General features: G+C 38.4%; 15 protein-coding genes. 8 read left to right on the top strand and 7 right to left on the bottom strand.

Annotated features, from left to right (window positions below; translation table 11 throughout):
• Positions 1-60: 60 nt before the first annotated feature.
• From lolA to ACINWC141_RS06325, 5 genes are all read left to right on the top strand, one after another.
• A complete protein-coding gene (lolA, locus tag ACINWC141_RS06345; protein ID WP_009389642.1) occupies positions 61-756 on the top strand; it encodes an outer membrane lipoprotein periplasmic chaperone LolA in 696 nt (231 codons plus the stop codon).
• Positions 757-871: 115 nt separating this feature from the next.
• Positions 872-1672 (top strand): RsiV family protein, encoded by an 801-nt coding sequence (locus ACINWC141_RS06340; RefSeq protein WP_034677872.1) that lies wholly within the window; start codon positions 872-874, stop codon positions 1670-1672.
• A 118-nt stretch (positions 1673-1790) separates the two neighbouring features.
• Positions 1791-3062: a serine--tRNA ligase gene (gene serS / locus ACINWC141_RS06335; RefSeq protein ID WP_009389694.1), complete on the top strand. Its 1272-nt coding sequence runs from the start codon at positions 1791-1793 to the stop codon at positions 3060-3062.
• A 67-nt stretch (positions 3063-3129) separates the two neighbouring features.
• Positions 3130-4503, top strand: coding sequence for a siroheme synthase CysG (gene cysG / locus ACINWC141_RS06330; RefSeq protein WP_009389396.1), 1374 nt, complete (start codon positions 3130-3132; stop codon positions 4501-4503).
• A gap of 43 nt (positions 4504-4546) precedes the next feature.
• Positions 4547-5020: a tRNA (cytidine(34)-2'-O)-methyltransferase gene (locus tag ACINWC141_RS06325; protein WP_009389653.1), complete on the top strand. Its 474-nt coding sequence runs from the start codon at positions 4547-4549 to the stop codon at positions 5018-5020.
• Positions 5021-5077: 57 nt separating this feature from the next.
• Here the strand turns inward: ACINWC141_RS06325 and ACINWC141_RS06320 are convergent, their stop codons facing one another.
• Entirely contained in the window at positions 5078-5458 is a 381-nt protein-coding gene (locus ACINWC141_RS06320) for a winged helix-turn-helix transcriptional regulator (RefSeq protein WP_009389462.1), read from the bottom strand.
• 116 nt (positions 5459-5574) lie between these two features.
• Here ACINWC141_RS06320 and ACINWC141_RS06315 point away from each other — a divergent pair, with 116 nt between their 5' ends.
• Positions 5575-6135, top strand: coding sequence for a flavodoxin family protein (locus tag ACINWC141_RS06315; RefSeq protein ID WP_009389312.1), 561 nt, complete (start codon positions 5575-5577; stop codon positions 6133-6135).
• A gap of 37 nt (positions 6136-6172) precedes the next feature.
• Here ACINWC141_RS06315 and ACINWC141_RS06310 read toward each other — a convergent pair whose 3' ends face one another.
• The 6 genes from ACINWC141_RS06310 to rpoD form a co-directional block, all read right to left on the bottom strand.
• Complete coding sequence (locus tag ACINWC141_RS06310; protein WP_009389722.1) at positions 6173-7558, bottom strand: APC family permease; 1386 nt, start codon at positions 7556-7558, stop codon at positions 6173-6175.
• 266 nt (positions 7559-7824) lie between these two features.
• Positions 7825-9009, bottom strand: coding sequence for an iron-containing alcohol dehydrogenase (locus ACINWC141_RS06305; protein WP_009389415.1), 1185 nt, complete (start codon positions 9007-9009; stop codon positions 7825-7827).
• Between the two features lies 1 nt (position 9010).
• Complete coding sequence (locus tag ACINWC141_RS06300) at positions 9011-9544, bottom strand: hypothetical protein (RefSeq protein WP_009389372.1); 534 nt, start codon at positions 9542-9544, stop codon at positions 9011-9013.
• Between the two features lie 80 nt (positions 9545-9624).
• Positions 9625-10278, bottom strand: coding sequence for a lipoyl(octanoyl) transferase LipB (gene lipB, locus ACINWC141_RS06295; protein WP_009389634.1), 654 nt, complete (start codon positions 10276-10278; stop codon positions 9625-9627).
• 204 nt (positions 10279-10482) lie between these two features.
• Entirely contained in the window at positions 10483-10770 is a 288-nt protein-coding gene (locus tag ACINWC141_RS06290) for a YbeD family protein (RefSeq protein WP_002116017.1), read from the bottom strand.
• 97 nt (positions 10771-10867) lie between these two features.
• Entirely contained in the window at positions 10868-12748 is a 1881-nt protein-coding gene (gene rpoD / locus ACINWC141_RS06285; RefSeq protein ID WP_034677868.1) for an RNA polymerase sigma factor RpoD, read from the bottom strand.
• Between the two features lie 358 nt (positions 12749-13106).
• On the opposite strand from rpoD, the gene ACINWC141_RS06280 reads away from it, so the two are divergent.
• On the top strand, positions 13107-13313 hold the full coding sequence (locus tag ACINWC141_RS06280) for a PA3496 family putative envelope integrity protein (protein ID WP_002116495.1): 207 nt from the start codon (positions 13107-13109) through the stop codon (positions 13311-13313).
• Positions 13314-13387: 74 nt separating this feature from the next.
• The gene (locus ACINWC141_RS06275) at positions 13388-13912 is read left to right on the top strand and encodes a YecA/YgfB family protein (protein ID WP_009389389.1); all 525 of its coding nucleotides are present in this window, start codon (positions 13388-13390) and stop codon (positions 13910-13912) included.
• Positions 13913-14037 lie beyond the last annotated feature (125 nt).

Below are 14037 nucleotides of genomic sequence, written 5' to 3'. Positions count from 1 at the left end.
CTAAGTTTCATAACTTTGAAAGATGGCAAGTTGTCTTACAGCAACTAAAAAGGTGATGACATGAATATGCTTCGTAAAACTATGTGTGCTATTACACTCAGCGCGTCAGTGCTTGCTCCTGTAATGAGTACTACAGTGTTTGCTGCGCCTGTAGCAGCACCGGAGCAACAGGCGATTGGGAACCTGGTTAATCAGTTATCAGGATTACAGCGTTTGACTGCCGATTTTGAACAAACAACTAAAGCCAATACAAAAACTGTGGCACAGAAAAAGAGTTTAAGTGCTCAGCATATGAACCAGACATTTAAAGGCTCAATGAAAGTTGAACGTCCGGGGAAATTTTACTGGGAAACAGTAAGTCCGTCTAAACAAACAATTGTAACGAGCGGGAAAACAGTTTGGATTTATGATCCAGATTTACAACAAGCGGTTCGCCAAAGCTTAGATGATCAGGTTGCAGATACACCAGCGCTATTGCTCTCTGGTAACACCAATCAAATTATGAAGTCTTATCGTGTAACGCAACCCGATAAATCAAAGCTCTATTTCACATTATTTCCTAAAAAAGAAGATGGTGCTTTCCAAAGTTTAACCATTAGTTTTGGAGCAAATAAAGCCCCTACGCTTATGGTGTTACAAGACTCATTGGGTCAGACCACCTATGTGCGCTTTAATAACGTGAAAGTAAATGCTTCAATTCCAGCATCAGTCTTTAACTTTACGCCACCAAAAGGCACAGATGTTATTGACCAATAATTAATCCTTCTCAAAAAAGCTACCTTTCACGGTAGCTTTTTTTATATAAGAGAAATAGATACATTTTTTAACCCCGTCTTATTCTTACGCTTTGTATAGTGATAGAGGTAAATTCATGGGGATTATTATGCGACTTTACGATAAAAAAATTATTTGTATTCTTCCATTAATAGCGGCAATGGCAATTGTGAGTGGTTGCCAACCAAAGTCGGCAGCTAAAGAAGAGCCGGCGGCTTCGACTGCAAAAGTTAAAGAAACTAAAGAGGCTGGTGTTCCTGTAATTCAGGCAAAAGTAATCCCAGTAAAATTGCCGAAAACAAAAGTTTGTTTAGAAGATGGTTGTACTGAGTATGACTTTCAAACAGTACAAACCAATCAAAAGTGGATTAATGATTACTTTACCAATCGTATAAAGAAAGCAGATCCGAATGCTTTTGCAAATTTAGCTGATCAGCCGGTTGATGTACCTGAGGGTGAACCGCGTTCAAGTCAAAGTGCAATTTATGTTCGCTATTTAGGGCAAAATTATAATCTTGCAACCTTTGCATTCCAGACTTATTCGTACTCTGCTGGCGCAGCACACGGTATGTCTCATCAAGAATTTGTGAATTTTGATTTATTAAATAAAAAACACATTACTGTTGCTGAACTGATTCAGCCAGATGTCGAAAAACAGTTAGTCGATGCACTTTTTGATGCGAATACAAATTGGCTTCAAGAGCACAATATCAGCCGTGAAAAACTGCAACTCAGCGATAATTTCTACTATGGCGCAAATGGGGTTGTTTTTGTTTACCCAATTTACGAGTTGGCTTCTTATGCAGAAGGGATGACTGAATTAACATTGCCATATTCTGAGGCAGCTAAGTTCATTAAATCTGAGTATTTGCCAAGTGTGCCAAACTATAACTTATAAAATAGGTGATCTATTCTAACAATTGTGTGAAAGCTATTCGTTATGAAGATGATCACTATATTTTTTAGTGTTAAGGCCTTACACTATAGCCAGTTTTTTACCCATATTATGATTGATTATGATCGACCCTAAGTTACTCAGAAATAATATTGAAGCTGTTAATGCGGCTTTGGCAAAACGTGGTGTTCAATTAGATGTTCAAGAATGGGCTTCTTTAGAAACTCGCCGTAAAGAATTGCAATCAAAAACTGAAAAATTGCAGGCAGAACGTAATGCCGGTGCAAAACAAGTGGGTCAGATTAAAAAATCCGGTGGTGATGCATCTGAAATCATGGCGCGTATGCAAGCGATTGGTGATGAAATCAAAGCTGCTGAAGTTGCCTTATCAGAGCTACAAAACGAGATTGAGCAAAAAGCGCTTAGCATTCCTAACTTACCAGATGAATCTGTTCCTGCTGGTAAAGATGAAGATGATAACGTTGAAATTTTAAAATGGGGTACACCTCGTCAGTTTGATTTTGAAATCAAAGATCACACTGATTTAGGCGAGTGGATGGGCGGTTTAGAGTTTGAAACTGCAACCAAATTAACTGGTTCACGTTTTAGCGTATTAAAGGGCTCTTTAGCGCGTCTACAACGTGCCTTAACGCAGTTCATGCTTGATACCCATACTTTAAAGAATGGCTATACTGAAGCTTATGTGCCTTACTTGGTAAATGCTGATTCACTTCGTGGTACAGGTCAATTACCAAAATTTGAAGAAGATTTATTTAAACTTCAGGGCGAAAAAGAATATTACCTCATCCCGACAGCAGAAGTTCCTGTTACTAACTTCGTGCGTGATGAGATTATTGATATTGAGCGCTTGCCATTAAAATATGCAGCGCATACACCATGTTTCCGTAGTGAAGCTGGTTCTTATGGTCGCGATACTCGTGGTTTAATTCGTCAGCATCAGTTTGATAAAGTTGAAATGGTGCAAATCGTTAAACCTGAAACTTCTATGCAGGCACTTGAAGACCTTACTGCACATGCTGAGGGCATTTTGCAGGCACTTGGTTTGCCATACCGCAAAATTTTGCTCTGTGGTGGTGATATGGGCTTCGGTGCGACTAAAACTTACGACTTGGAAGTTTGGGTTCCAAGCCAAAATACTTATCGTGAAATCTCAAGCTGCTCTAATATGGGGGATTTTCAGGCACGCCGTATGAAAGCACGCTACAGAATGGATCAAAAGAAGACCGAATTGGTGCATACTTTGAATGGTTCAGGTCTGGCAGTTGGCCGTACTTTGCTTGCTGTAATGGAAAATTACCAACGTGAAGATGGTTCTATCGAGATTCCAGAAGTATTACGCCCATATATGGGTGGTTTAACATTTATTGATTAAGCTTTGCATCTAAATTGTGCACGGTTTTTGCTTAACCAAAATCAGATGATTAATGTAGAGGCTTAAGGTGGATATTTTTCCAATCTCTTTAAAGTTGCAAAAGCAACGTTGTCTGATTGTGGGTGGTGGGCATATTGCGCTGCGCAAAGCAAATCTATTAGCCAAAGCAGGGGCAGTAATTGATATTATTGCTCCAGCAATTGAAGATCAACTTTTAGAGTTGGTTCAGGCGACTGGAGGGCAGTATTTTGCCGAGACCTTTGCCGAAAATTTTTTAGATACACCTTATAGATTAGTCATTGCGGCAACCAACGATGCACAGGTCAACAAAGCTGTTTTTGAGCAATGTGAAGCGCGTAATTTACTGGTAAATAGTGTAGATGATATTCCACACTGCCGTTTTATGGTTCCAGCGATTATTGACCGTTCTCCATTGATCATTTCTGTTGCCTCAAATGGCGCATCACCAGTTTTATCCAGACAACTTCGTACTCAAATAGAAACGATTGTCCCGCACGGTATGGGTAAGTTGGCTGAATTTTCAGGCCAATGGCGTAAGCAAGTAAAAGAAAAAATTATTAACCCAGACGAGCGTCGAATCTTTTGGGAAAACTTATATGCCAGTCCATTAAAAGAACAAGTCTTTAATGACAATCTGGATGTAGCAAATGATTTGATTCAGCAAGCCTTAACAGAATGGACGGCACCCAAAGGTGAAGTTTATTTGGTAGGTGCTGGACCAGGTGATCCTGAACTACTGACATTAAAAGCATTGCGTCTTATGCAGCAAGCCGACGTTGTGATTTATGATCGTTTGGTGTCTGCACCGATCTTAGAGCTTTGTCGGCGTGATGCGACCAAAATTTATGTAGGTAAAGCCCGTTCAAATCACTCTGTTCCACAAGATGGGATCAATGCTTTACTGGTTGAATATGCTCAAAAGGGCAAGCGTGTCTGCCGTCTAAAAGGTGGTGATCCGTTTATCTTTGGGCGTGGTGGTGAAGAAATTCAAGAGTTAGTTGAGGCAAATGTCACTTTTCAAGTTGTGCCGGGTATAACCGCAGCATCAGGCTGTTCAGCTTATGCGGGTATTCCGCTAACACATCGTGATTATGCACAAAGTGTTCGTTTCTTAACTGGGCATTTAAAGGAAGGTTCACCTGAGCTCCCTTGGAATGAACTGGTTTATGAAAATCAAACTTTAGTTTTATATATGGGATTAGTTGGCTTGGAACGCATTTGTGAGCAACTTATTGCTCATGGACAACGCGCTGATATGCCAGTTGCTTTAATCTCTAAAGGAACTACACCAGAGCAAAAAGTTATTGTTGGAACATTAGCTGATATTGCAACTAAGGTGTCTGAACATCATATCGTAGCGCCGACTTTAACCATTATTGGTGAAGTGGTAAGTTTACGTGAACAGTTAAAATGGCAATAAGTTCATCTGAACTTATTGTTTGCTATTAAAGTCGAGAAAATTTGTGATTCATGTTGTCCTATACGAGCCTGAAATTCCTGCCAATACAGGCAATATCATTCGTTTATGTGCTAATACGGGCGCACAGTTGCATTTAATCAAACCTCTAGGTTTTGAATTAGATGATAAAAAGCTCAAAAGAGCAGGCCTTGATTATCATGAATGGGCGCGTATGCAAATTTGGGCTAACATTGAACTGTGTCTTGCAGATCTAAAAGCCAAAGGCGTTGAGCATGTTTTTCCACTCACCACTAAAGGTTCTGCAACTCCGCATACAGTTGATTTAAATCGACCTGTAGCTTTATTGATGGGGCCTGAAACGCGCGGTTTACCAGAGCATGTTCGTCTAATGTTTCCACAAGAACAGTGGATTCGTTTGCCGATGGCAGAAAATTCAAGAAGTTTAAATTTATCTAATGCAACAGCCGTTATTGTTTATGAAGCATGGCGTCAGCAAGGTTTTAAAAACTTGGGATAAGTTGTTAAATTTCTAAATAAAAATAAGGCCAGTAAGGGCCTTATTTTTTTAATTTACTTAAGCTTGTTCTAGTACCTTTTCATCATAAACGATTTGAGCTGCTAAAACCTGTTCAATATTGGTTTCGGCCCATTCCTTTAATTGGAACGCCATCGCAGCTACATTTTGTCCTAAGGCAGTGAGTGAATAATCAACACGAATCGGGGATGTATTTTGAATTTTTCGCTCAATGAAACCGTCTCTTTCCAGCATTTTTAGCTTCTGTGATAAGACTTTAGGGGAAATACCTTGAATATTCTTTTTGAGCAAATTGAAGTGCTGAGTTTCCTCTTCAAGAACATTTAAAATTAATAAAACCCATTTATCTGCAATTTTTTCAAAAAATAGACGAGCAGGGCAATGTTGTTGAAAAATATTATATTTTAGACATTCATTCATACCATTTACCTATAATTTTTCGAAAAAATACACTAGTTACCAACTAGTAACTAATTGACACCTAGTTTCTAAAATATATCATAAAGTGGAATTTAATAAAACAAAGGTTCTCTCCCATGTCTAACTCTAATATCGCGGTTGTATATTTCTCTGGTTATGGCCACACCAAAGTAGTGGCTGAAACTTTTGCAAACGAAATTAATGCTCAGCTCATCCAGATTGACCAGGAAGGTAATATTACTGAACAGGATTGGCAGACATTAAATGATGCGAAGGGGATTGTTTTTGGTGCTCCAACATATATGGGTACAGCGCCTTGGCAGTTTAAAAAGTTTGCTGATGCAACTTCTAAAGTGTGGTTTACGCGTGGCTGGCAAGATAAAGTATTTGCAGGTTTCACAAATAGCGCGAGCTTAAATGGGGATAAGCAAGTAACGCTTATTCAATTACAAACTTTAGCATCGCAGCATGGTGGGATTTGGGTAAGTCTTGGTTTATTACCTGCGAATACAAAAACTGCAACACGTGAAGATGTAAATAACTTGGGTGGTTCAGTAGGGCTTTTAGTTCAATCGCCTTCAGATGCAAGTGTAGAAGAAATACCGACAGGTGATCTTGAAACAGCAAAAGTTTATGCTCAACGTGTACAAAGTATTGTGAATAAGATTTACGGTTAATTTGACCATAAAAAAGGCGCTTAAAGCGCCTTTTTTATTACTCATGCTCGTTATGTTGCGGAGCATTATATTTGAAGCCTTTGGTTTTATAGGCAAGATAACCTACACCAATCACGGCCCAAGCTAAGCCAATTTGTAAGGCAAGCTTATCAATCTCTAACCACATCATAAACACACTGGCAAAACCAAGCGTTGGTATAACAATATAATTAATGATGTCTTTAAGCGATTTATTCTTACCATCTCTTAGAGCATAGCGAGAAACCACAGAGAAGTTAACGAAACTAAAAGCAGTTAAGGCACCAAAACTAATTAAGTTAACAATATGCTCAAGATCTAAAAAGCCAGCAGATAAAGCAACTACACCAACAATAAGAATGTTGTAAGTTGGAGTATGCAATTTTGGACTAATATGACCAAATAATTTCTTGTTGATAACGCCATCGCGTCCCATCACATACATTAAACGTGATACACCCGCATGGGCAGAAATACCTGATGCCATCACAGCGACTACAGCAAAATATAAAACCAAAGTTTTAAACATCAAACTACCAATCGCAGCGACCATCACAGGTTGTGATTCATCTAAAGGATTGAAGTAAGTATTTGGGTTACTTGGGAAATATAATTGGATGAAGTAAGTACTTACAATGAAAATAATACCTGCAAGTAATGCTGTCGAAAAAATAGCTTTTGGTAGCGTTTTTTCTGCATCTTTTGTTTCTTCAGCAAGAGATGATAAAGCATCAAAACCGGTAAAAGAGAAGCAGAGTACGGTCGCGCCAGCAATTAAAGAACTGACAGACGTCATATCGTTCCAAAAAGGAGTGAGTGACCACAATGCAGCTTTATCTGGATTTAAAGTTCCATCTGCATATACACCTTGAGTAAGTAAAATATATACTTGATAAACAAAATAAAAAATTACGCCAAGCTGAATAATAACAATCGTACTGTTAAAACGTGCAACGAACCGTGCACCAAATAAATTAATAACAGTCATAAGCGTTGTTAAACCAATCACCCATAACCAGTTATTTACTTCTGGAAAAAGAGCTCTTAGGTAAATATCTGCCAAGATAATATTAACAAGCGGTGACAGTAAATAGTCTAACCAAGAAGACCAACCCACCATAAAGCCAACATTAGGGTGAATTGATTTTTGAGCATACGTATAAGCTGACCCAGAAGAAGGGTAGCGCTTAATCATATGTCCATAACTGATCGATGTTAATAAAATTGCGACTAATGCAAAAATGTAGGAAGTTGGTACATGACCACCACTTCGCTCTGATACTAAACCAAAAGTATCAAATAACGTTAATGGCTGAATGTAAGCTAAACCAATAATAACAATATGCCAAAGCACAAGATTCTTTTGAAGCTTAGCTGTTGGTTTAGTCCCAGATAAATTTGTCAACGGCGTTATCCTCATAATCGTTGATCAAGGATCAGCTTGGTGTTAAGGATCGTTTGAGACGAACGATCCCCCCTACAGAAAAAGATAAAGTGCGCCAATCTATCCTAAATTGATATAAATTGTCAGTACTTTCATCTATTTTTTAGCAAATTTTTTGCCATATATTCCAAATAAAATAATGACTAAAAATTCTTAGTCATAAAAAAGGTCTGATTTAATATATAAATCAGACCTTTATAGATTTTCTTGAAGTTTGGCTTATCGAATTACCAAGCTTTTTGTAAGATATCTCGGATATCTTTTAAGCTTGCTTCTTTCGGGTTGTAAATAATTGAGCCATCATTTAGTGCTTTTTCTGCCACTTCATCAAGTTGTGCTTCAGTTACTTTGCCTGTTTCACGTAAGGTGCGTGGTAACTTGGTTAAACTAAATAGGCGATCACGCATTGCCAAAATTGTCGCAATTGCTCTATCTGCACGCTGGGTTGCTGGAGTTTGTGCATAAATATCCGCACCAGCGAGTGGTAATAATAACTCACCAATTTTCTGACCATTCACTTGTTTGTTATATTCAAGTACATAAGGTAAGAATAAGTTCATGCATAAACCATGGGGGAGGTGAGCAACTGCACCTAAAGCATGTCCTAAAGAGTGTACAAGCCCTACCATTGAATTAGAAAATGCAATGCCCGCCATAGTTGAAGCTTGTGCTAACTCTAAGCGGCCTTGTGAGTCATTTGGGTTATCTAAGACATGAAATAGATTTTCACTGATCTTTTTAATTCCAGCACTTGCATAAGCATCACTTATTGGATTCGCGCCTAAACATGTATAAGCCTCCACACAATGCGTTAAAGCATCCATTCCTGTCATTGCGGTTAAATGCGGAGGTAGGGTAAGCGTCATACGTGGATCTAAAATTGCAGCATGTGGCATTAAATATGCAGAAGTGAAAGCTAATTTCACATTTCTTTGTATATCGGAAACAACTGCAACCATTGTAACTTCTGAACCTGTGCCTGAAGTTGTTGGAATTACAAAAAATGGTTTTAATGGTTTTGGTAAGTTATGCGCACCAGAATATTGCAGAAGATCATCTCCACCTTCTGAGACTAAAATATTCGTTGCTTTAGAGGTATCAATAACAGAACCACCACCTACAGCAATAATCGCATCACATTTATTGTTACGATAAGCTTCCGCTGCAAGACGAACGACTTCTAAACTTGAATCTGGTGGAACATCATCAAAGATATGACCAATTACAGCATCAGTCGTACTAAATGCAGCTTCAATAGGGTTTAGTAGGCCATTTGCACGGACACCTTTATCGGTAATGATAAGAGGACGCTTTGCACCTAAAGACGCAAGTTCAAACGGAATATGTTCTAACGCAGTATTGCCAGCAATGACTTTTACAGGACAAAAAAATTCGTAATATGGTTTGGCCATGTTATGCGCTCCGCTTGAAGTAAGACTTGGCTACTTTTAAATAAATATTGGCAGCTTCGTTAAATTTTTCTTTTAGGGTGAGTTCGGTTGGGTATTCTTTAACTGCGAGTGATGCTACCAATTTTGGTAAAATAAGAGATTCCATTCTATTTAAGCAACGAACAAAGCGAATCCCTGCTGATACATCTCCATCTGCAATCATACGGTCATGAGCATATGCTTGAGCTGTACTTTCCTGAAAAGAGAAAACCAGAAATGCATGAGTTACATGCTTAAAAGTAATCGTTAAGTCAGGTTTTCTTTCAGCTCTTTTAAGTAGCTCTAACTGTTTGTCTTCTGTCACTCGCGCAAAAAATGCTGGTCCATTAGGGAAAACATTCATTGAAATTACAAAGTGAACTGGAAATTTAGAGATTTCCTCTTGTATTTCACTATCTACTTGACTTGCCATGACTAAGCCACGCCCGATGACATCCATCATCAGCTTCACGTAGGCAAGTTGCAGAGTGGGCTTTACAGCTTTTGTTGAAATCACTTGCTATCCCTTCTTAAAATTATGCAAAAGTAATTTTAGAGTAATTACTCTAATCCATTTTTATTTCATCGCAAAGCGATTTATTCATATTTGACTTTAGGGTCATTAAAGTACCCAGTGCTATTAATATACTCAATAAAGTCTTGGCAAAGTTGACCAAATGATGGATAGGGAGTCACTAAATCTTGTATACGCACCATTTCTAAACCTGCATAACCACAAGGGTTGATAGTTTGGAATCCATCTAAGGCACAGTCCAGATTTAATGCTAATCCATGGTAACTACGGCCACGACGAATTTTAAAACCTAAGGAACCAATCTTACGGCCATCGACATAGACGCCGGGTGCATCGGGCTTGGCGTAAGCCTCAATTTCATATTTTTTCAAAATATCTATCATAAATTGTTCAGCAAAACTGACCAATGTACGTACGTTCCACTTTAGACGATTAAGATCGAACATGAAGTAGGCCACGAGTTGACCGGGGCCATGCCAAGTCACTTGTCCGCCACGGTCGGTTTGTACTACAGGAATGTCTGATGAAATTAGAATGTGTTCTGGCTTACCGGCTTGACCTTGTGTTAGGACATTATGATGTTGAAGTAACCATAACTCATCAGGCGTATCTTGATCGCGCTCATTTGTTAAGAGTTTCATGGTTTCAAATTTGCTTTGATAATCTTGTAAATCGTTCCATTGCCGAATAATCAAGTTTGGTTTATCAAGGCTCATCACAATATATTCCTATAAGTTAGTTTATGCGGCACCCAGTTAATAGCTGCAAGATAGAAACCGAAAACCTTGTAATTTTAAAGGATTTTATAATAGGAGTTCTAAATATTTATATTGTTTTTTACTGTTGAATTGCTTAAAAATTTCCCAAAAAAATACCACAGTAAGAATATCTGACTGTGGTATTGATTGAAGAACTTAAAATTAAAGCGCAGTTCTAATCTGCGGACAAGCAGCCAAGTCAGCATAAAGTGCGTGAACTTGTTCTAATTCTTCAAAGCGCAATTGTGCTGTTAAAGAATGATACTTGCCGGTGCGAGATTCTTGAACTTTAAGTGTTGAGTGGTCGAAGTCTGGAAAATGTTTTACCAAAATATCAACTACAGCAACACGTAATTCTTCACCCGCATCGCCAATAAGTTTAATTGGATAATCCATCGGAAATACCCAAAGATGTTCTTGTAGTTCGCGAGATGGAGTGCGGTCTAACATAAGTTACCTCATGATTTGAAACGCCTGCATTATCGCAGGCGTTTATAGCTCTTTCTATTAAATGGGGCTTGGTTTTGAAATTTCAAGCTTTCAAAACTTAGTCATTTTCCAAGAAAGAACGTAAGTGTTCAGAACGAGAAGGGTGACGCAATTTACGCAACGCTTTCGCTTCAATCTGACGAATACGTTCACGTGTTACGTCAAACTGCTTGCCCACTTCTTCTAGTGTATGATCGGTTGGCATATCAATACCAAAACGCATCTTCAATACTTTTGCTTCACGTTCAGTTAAGTTTTCAAGTACTTCGCGTGTTGCTTCTTTTAAGCCTTCTGAAGTCGCAGCATCAATTGGAGAAGTGATGTTTTGATCTTCAATGAAATCGCCAAGATGCGAATCTTCATCATCACCAATAGGTGTTTCCATCGAGATCGGTTCTTTGGCAATTTTAAGTACCTTACGAACCTTCACTTCGTCCATTTCTAAACGTTCACCTAATTCTTCAGGTGTCGGTTCACGGCCCATTTCTTGTAACAATTGACGAGATACACGGTTGATCTTGTTAATCGTTTCAATCATATGTACAGGAATACGAATTGTACGAGCTTGATCTGCAATCGAACGGGTAATCGCCTGACGAATCCACCAAGTTGCATAAGTCGAGAATTTATATCCACGACGATATTCAAACTTGTCTACAGCTTTCATCAAACCAATGTTCCCTTCTTGAATCAAGTCAAGGAACTGTAAACCACGGTTGGTATATTTCTTCGCAATCGAAATTACCAAACGAAGGTTGGCTTCTACCATTTCTTTCTTAGCGCGGCGTGCTTTCGCTTCACCAATCGCCATACGTTTAGAAATATCTTTAATTTCAGCAACGCTTAAACTAAGTTCTTTCTCGATATCTGCAATCTTTTGCTGGAATGCTAAAACATCCGGACGAACCTTTTCTAAATGCACCTTGATTTCAGCAGGAGCTTTAGCAATTTGTTCATCTAACCAAGCTGGATTAGATTCTTGCTTAGGGAAAGAAGTACGGAATTGAGTACGATCCATACGGCCACGACGTACTGCATAACGCATAATTTCACGTTCGTTGGCACGAATTTGCTCATGTGTACCACGAATCATTTCAGAGATAATGTCAAATAAACGTGGTGTAAATTTAAACATCATGAATACAGTGGCTAAAGATTCTAAAGCTTCATCTGCTTCTGGGCTGTTACGGCCATGTTTCTCAATAACAGCTTTTGTTTTAGTCCATGCAGATTCAAGTTCATTAAAACGAACTTTTGCAACTTCAGGGTCTGGACCAGACTCACCTTCAGAGTCGTCATCGCTTTCTGACTCTTCATCTTCTTCGTCATCGTCAAGCTTAACTTCTTTTGCTGGTGTTGCTGGTGCATCTTCCTCAAGTTCTGTTTCTTCTTCTAGAACCTCAGGAATATCTTCGTCAGTTTCCGGATCAAGATAGCCAGATAAAATATCGGCAAGGCGGCGTTCGCCAGTTAAGAAATCATTATATTCTTTTAATACAACTTCAACAGCATTTGGCCAGTACGCAATTGAATTAAGGACATCACGAATCCCTTCTTCAATACGTTTAGCAATGCTGATTTCACCTTCACGGGTTAACAGTTCAACTGTACCCATTTCACGCATGTACATACGTACAGGGTCTGTCGTACGTCCAGGCTCATTTTCAACCGATGCAAGTACGGCAGCAGCTTCTTCTTCAGCAACTTCATCGGCTGTGTCAGTTGACTCACCGAACATGGTATCGTCAGATTCAGGTGCACGCTCGTGTACAGGAATACCAACGTCTTGAAGCATTTGAATAATGTCTTCAATCTGTTCGCTTTCAGTAATCGAGTCCGGCAGATGATCGTTAACCTCAGCGTAAGTTAAGTAACCTTGTTCTTTGCCTCGGCTAATCAGAGCCGCTACTTGAGAAGTAGGGGAATGCATATCGCTCATCTTTGCTTACTCTTCGTTGAATCTGTGGCAGTGAAAAACCGTGCATGATAGCACAATTTGCTTGAAATGTTTTGGCTTTGGTCGGTAACCGTTAAATAAAAAATATCTTTGAATTCACGTCTGTTTTTTGAATATTGGGCTAAAATCATTTTTTTCAAGCTTAAATCATCGAAAAGATCATAGAATTTTTTCTTGATCAAAAAAATAGTTCAGTTTTATAAATACACAATTTTTCGGGTGAAAAAAAGTACAAATATGCAGTTTAATGAAAAAAATATAAATAAAACTTGACATGATTCTGTAAGAGCGATAAATAGCGCCTAGACCCATTCACATTTTTTCATTAGAGGTAGTTTTAGTGTCTTCTACAGATTTTGAACTAGATGATAACTACGGTGATGATGATGATGTCGGTTTTGATGAGTCATCAGGCAAAATCACTGCAAAAGAATCATTAGAAAAACGTAGATTAATTGATGATCTATTAGCTCAACGCCGTTTAGAGCGTGAGTTGAAAGATTTTGATTATGATTTAGACGATGATGATCTTGATGATGAAGACTAATCAAATCTGAATAGGGCATCGTCAGCTTAAATGCTATGCTATCGTAGATTTCTTTTTTATAGTCAGGTAACACAATGAGTGCGTTAGTTTTAGACCAATTAAGTGAATATCTAGATGGAGACCACAATGAGTATGGTCTAGATTTCGCTGCGACTCATGGTTTTCTGTGTGCAATTGCAGTAGGCCCTAAGTTTGACCGTTGGTTAGATGAGCTGTTTGATAATAACCATAAAAAGGTTCCTGCTGAAATTATTCAGCAAATCAAGGCATGGTTAGAATCAATTCGACAAGACTTAGCAAATGAAAATGGAATTGCATTTCCATTTGAAATTGAAGAAGCTGATGTTGAATCTAGCTTAGGCGACTGGAGTGTGGGATTTGTTGATGCAATGTTCTTAAATGAAGAGGCATGGTTTGCCCCTGAATATGAAGAACAATTAATTGATTTAACTTTGCCAATGATGGTATTTAGTGGAATTGATGAAGAAGATCCACAGATGGAATCTTTCCGTCGCAATGGACAGTTAATGGATGAACTGGCAGAAGAAATTCCAGATAATTTGAATGAATTATACTTGATGTATCATACGCCAAATTAAACTTTAAAAATTTAAGTAAATAACGTCCTTTCTAGGGCGTTTTTTATTTAGAAAAATTTAATTATATAAAGATAAAAAAGGCATTTAGAAATCTAAATGCCTTCTGAAAACTTCCTAATAGTGTC

This window comes from Acinetobacter sp. WC-141 (genome assembly GCF_000313935.1).
Classification (GTDB): domain Bacteria; phylum Pseudomonadota; class Gammaproteobacteria; order Pseudomonadales; family Moraxellaceae; genus Acinetobacter.
This window is presented reverse-complemented; position numbering and strand designations above follow the sequence as displayed.

Bases quoted from the DNA above. Each gene is read 5' to 3' on its own strand.
- lolA (WP_009389642.1), top strand. From the start codon at position 61: ATGAATATGCTTCGTAAAACTATGTGTGCTATTACACTCAGCGCGTCA.
- ACINWC141_RS06340 (WP_034677872.1), top strand. From the start codon at position 872: ATGGGGATTATTATGCGACTTTACGATAAAAAAATTATTTGTATTCTT.
- serS (WP_009389694.1), top strand. From the start codon at position 1,791: ATGATCGACCCTAAGTTACTCAGAAATAATATTGAAGCTGTTAATGCG.
- ACINWC141_RS06320 (WP_009389462.1), bottom strand. From the start codon at position 5,458: ATGAATGAATGTCTAAAATATAATATTTTTCAACAACATTGCCCTGCT.
- ACINWC141_RS06315 (WP_009389312.1), top strand. From the start codon at position 5,575: ATGTCTAACTCTAATATCGCGGTTGTATATTTCTCTGGTTATGGCCAC.
- ACINWC141_RS06305 (WP_009389415.1), bottom strand. From the start codon at position 9,009: ATGGCCAAACCATATTACGAATTTTTTTGTCCTGTAAAAGTCATTGCT.
- lipB (WP_009389634.1), bottom strand. From the start codon at position 10,278: ATGAGCCTTGATAAACCAAACTTGATTATTCGGCAATGGAACGATTTA.
- ACINWC141_RS06290 (WP_002116017.1), bottom strand. From the start codon at position 10,770: ATGTTAGACCGCACTCCATCTCGCGAACTACAAGAACATCTTTGGGTA.
- rpoD (WP_034677868.1), bottom strand. From the start codon at position 12,748: ATGAGCGATATGCATTCCCCTACTTCTCAAGTAGCGGCTCTGATTAGC.
- ACINWC141_RS06275 (WP_009389389.1), top strand. From the start codon at position 13,388: ATGAGTGCGTTAGTTTTAGACCAATTAAGTGAATATCTAGATGGAGAC.